Raw genomic sequence first — 4,100 nt, forward strand, 5'->3', positions numbered from 1 at the left:
AGGCCAGCGCCGCAGCCCATTCCTGCGCGAACGCACGCAAGGCCGCCGTGTCCGCGACCGGACGCAGCACGGCGCGCGGCGCGGCCGCGGCCAGCGCCGCGGAGAACGCGGCCGCATCGCCTTCGCGCACGGCTTCATTCAAGCGCGCGAGTTCGCGCTGCGCACGGAAACTGTGCTGCAGCCGTACGAGCTCGGGCGCGCGTTCGCGTTCGAGCGCCGCGACGAGATCCATGAGCACGGAGCCCGCGGCGACCGAAGCCAGCTGGTCCGCATCGCCGAGCAGGATCAGCGCTGCGTCGTCGCGTACCGCGTCGAGCAGGCTGCGCAGCATCGCCAGGTCGAGCATGGACGCTTCGTCGACGACGACGATATCCGCGGCGATCGGGCGAGCGCGGCCGCGCGTGAAACGGTTGCGGCGCGGCTCGTAGCCGAGCAGGCGGTGCAAGGTCAGCGCGGTCTGCTCGGGAATGCGCTCGAGCAGCGGCTGCCATTCGGCCGGCAGGGCGCCGGCTCCGCTGCGCAAGGCGGCCTTGCCCGCGCGCAGTGACTGCAGCAGGCGCTGCGCGGCCTTGCCGGTCGGCGCGGCGAGCTGGATCGCCGGCGCCGCGGCGGCGTGCCGCTGCAGCATCAGCAGCAGGCGCAACACCGTCGTGGTCTTGCCGGTGCCGGGACCGCCGGTCAGCACGAACAGGCGCCGGCCGACGGCCGCGGCGACGGCATCGCGCTGGCGCTGCGCGGCGGGGTCGTCGTGGCCGAACAGCGCATCGAGATCGGCGGCGATCGAGGCCGCTGCCGCCGGCGCGGCCGCCTGCCGCCGCTGCGCGACGTGCAACGCGATCGCGGTCTCGTGCGCATGGTTGCGCCAGAACGCGAAGCGCCCGTCGGCGTCGAGCACGAACGGCGTGCGCGCCTTGCCGTCGCCGACCAGCGCCTCGGCGCGCAGCGCGTCGACGTCGTCGCGCGTCGGCGGCGTCATGCCGTGACGGCCCGCATCGGCGCCGAGCAGCGGCAGCGCCGCGTCGCCGAGGCCGTCGGCATAGCTGGCCCAGCCGGCGACGTCGGCCAGCCGTGCCGAGCCGCCGTGGACCTGCACCCATTGCGCGACGGCGCGATCGAGCGGCCGCCAGACGGTCGGCAGCTCGGCGTCGCCGCCGCGGCGCCAGGTATACAAGGTCATGCGGCGCCTCCGAGCGCGGCGTCGACCGCATCGAGCAGCGCCGCATCGAAGCGCCGGCGCCAGACACCGAGTTCCGGCGCGAGTCCGCAGGCGCGCACGAACAGATAGATCGCCTCGCCGAGATGGCGCTCGCGCCGGTAGCCGCTCAGACGCTGGCGCAGATAGCGTTCGAGCGCGACGGTGTAGAGCAGCGCCTGGAAGCCGTAGTGATGCTCGGCCATGGCCTGCTCCAGGCGCACGGGCGCGTAGTCGGCCAGGGTGTCGCCGAGATAGTTGGTCTTGTAGTCGAGCACGTGGAAGCGGCCGGCGTGTTCGACGATCAGGTCGATCTTGCCGCTCATGAGACCGGTCAGGGTCGAACCCTGCAGATCGCGCGGCAGCAGGTCGGCTGCGCCGTGGCGCGCGCAGGCGTCGCGCAATGCGCGCAGGGACACCGCATCGAGCACGAACTGGAAGCCCATTTCCGCGCGCTGCCGCGTCGCGGCGACCTCCTGCAGGCTCGTGCCGTCGAACAGCGGCAGCTCCACGGTGCGCTGCACGAGCGCGCCGATGCCGATGACCGCGGCTGCGGTCTGCGCGGGCACGACGCGCACGGCGTAGTCGCGCAGGCTATGTTCGATCAGCCGCGTCTGCGCGGCCACGGCGGTGTGCGGATCGCGGCGTTCGAACACCGCATGCACGGCGTTGCCGAATTCCGGGCCGCGCCAGTTCGCCAGCGCGAGCAGGCGCGGATCCGGCGCCGCGGCGACCGCCGCCAGCGGCAGCGGCGCGAGCGCCTCGTCGCGTGCGGCGCGCTCGTCGTCGGCGGCCGATTCCTCCTGTTCACCGCGACCGCGGCCGGCGACGAGCGCGGTGAAGCTGTAGGTGTGCTCGAGCACCGGCCAGGCCGGCTCGCGCCGCGCGGCGAGATGGTCGAGCGCGTTCGCCGCGGCCGCGCGATAGTCCTGCTCGGGCCAGGCCCAGTCGTCGGCCTGCCAGGCCAGGTGCGGCGCCTGCTGCGCGAGCGCCACGCCGGTCGTGGCCGCCTGGAGACGCGCCAGCAGCGCATCGAGCGCCGAGCGTTCCGGATCGGCCGCTTCCGGCGCGCCCTTCTTGCCGTCGCGCGGCCGCAGCGGCGGCAGCGCATAGACATGGCAGGCATATTGCGCGCGCGTCAGCGCGACGTAGAGCACGCGGAAGCGTTCGTCCTGGTCTTCCTCGCGCACGCGCGCGAGCGCCGCGGCACGGCCTTCCGCGAGCTCGGCCACACGCAGCCTGGTGGCCTCGTCGTAGGCGAGCACGAGGCCGGGCTCGCGGCCCGTGTGATCCCACATCAGCGGCAGGAGCACGAGCGGAAACTCCAGGCCCTTGCTCGCATGCAAGGTCAGCAGGCGTACGCGGCGCGCGTCGGATTCCAGGCGCAGCTGCCAGTCGTCGGCTTCGCCGGCGTCGGGCGATTCGCGCTGCTGGGCGAACCAGGCCAGCAATTGCTCGGCGCCGGCCAGGCGTTCGCTCTGCGCCTGCAGCAGCTCGCCGAGATGACGCAAATCGGTCAGCGCGCGTTCGCGCTCGCTGGACTGCGGCAGGCGCAGCGCGAGATCGGCCGACTGCGCGAGTACGACGCCGAGCACGCCGTGGCGCTGCCATTCGCGGCGCAGCTCCACGAAGCGCCGGCGCTGCTGCTGCCAGGCGTCGGCGTCCTCGCGCAGCGCGGCGATCCGCGCGAGGGTCAGGCCGCCGAAACGCGTGGCCAGCGCCGCGCGCACCGCCGCGTCGTCGTGCGCGTGTTCGACCGCGTACAGCAGCAGCTGCAGCTCGCGCGCGAGCTCGGTGTCGAACACGCTGCGCTTGCCGGCGCCGACGCAGGGCACGCCCTGCCGCAACAGCAGTTCGCGCAGGCGCTCGACCTGCTGGTTCTTCGGCACGAGCACGGCAATGTCGCCGGGCTGCAGCGGCGACTCGCCGATCCGCGCGCCCGAACGCAGCAGAGCGACCACGTGTCGCGCGCATGCCTCGAGTGCCTGTTCGCGGCGGCGGTCGAGATTCAGCGGATCGGCACCGCAGTAATGCAGCTGCAGCGGCCGGGCGAAGGCCTCGCCGTCGGCGTCGAGATACGGCTCGCGGCGGCCGGCCGCGCGCACCGCCTCGTAGCGGATCGGATGGTCGGGCTGCATGCTCAGCCGCGGACCGGCCGTCGCGTAGAGCTCGTTGAGCGCGGCGACGTAGGCTGCCGACGAGCGCCGGTTCGTGTCGAGGGTCAGCACTTCGTCGGCGGTTGCGGCCGCGGCGAGGTAAGTGTGGATGTCGCCGCCGCGGAAGCGATAGATCGCCTGCTTCGGGTCGCCGATCATGACCAGGCGGCCGCACGCGGCGCCGTCGGTGTCGCGATAGATCGCATCGAGAATCCGGTACTGCAGCGCGTCGGTGTCCTGGAATTCGTCGACGAGCGCGACCGGCCATTGCGCGCGCAGCCGTGCCGCGAGCGGACCGCTGCGGTCGCTCAATGCGGCCGCCGCGTTCTCGAGCAGGGTGTTGAAAGTCTGGCGCGATTCGCGCAGCAGCTGCTCGCGGCGTCGCGCGAGCAGGCGCTGGCGATAGCGTTCGAGCGCGGCCGCCTTGCTGTTCGCGCGCGCGCCGGCGCAGCGCTGCAGATCGGCGAACAGCGCGGCGAGGCTCGCGTTCAGCGCGTCGTCGAGCTGGCCTCTGCGGAACTGCGATTCGAGCTTGGCCGCGTGCGCGCAGACGTCGTCGACGTCGAAACCGTCCAGGGCCGCGGCGTCGGCCGCCGCGACGAGCGCGCGCAGCGCCTGCAGCAGCTGCGAGGTCGGCTTGGGTCCCGGATAACGGAAACGCTCGGGCGTCGCGGCGATCGCGCGCGCCGCCTCGACGGCGCGCGCCCAGGCCGCGGCGGATTCGTCGGGATCGCCGGCCGGCGCGCGCACGC

General features: G+C 73.6%; 2 protein-coding genes. Both read right to left on the reverse strand.

The window, feature by feature from the left end; all coding sequences use genetic code 11:
- The coding region (locus NON22_RS21125; protein WP_257388964.1) for an AAA family ATPase at positions 1–1,177 on the reverse strand (1,177 nt) is incomplete at its 3' end.
- Positions 1,174–4,100, reverse strand: a 2,927-nt coding sequence (locus NON22_RS21130) for a UvrD-helicase domain-containing protein (protein WP_257388965.1), incomplete at its 5' end; no start/stop codon positions are given. The genes NON22_RS21125 and NON22_RS21130, both read right to left, overlap by 4 nt.

This window comes from Tahibacter caeni, assembly GCF_024609805.1.
Taxonomy (GTDB): domain Bacteria; phylum Pseudomonadota; class Gammaproteobacteria; order Xanthomonadales; family Rhodanobacteraceae; genus Tahibacter; species Tahibacter caeni.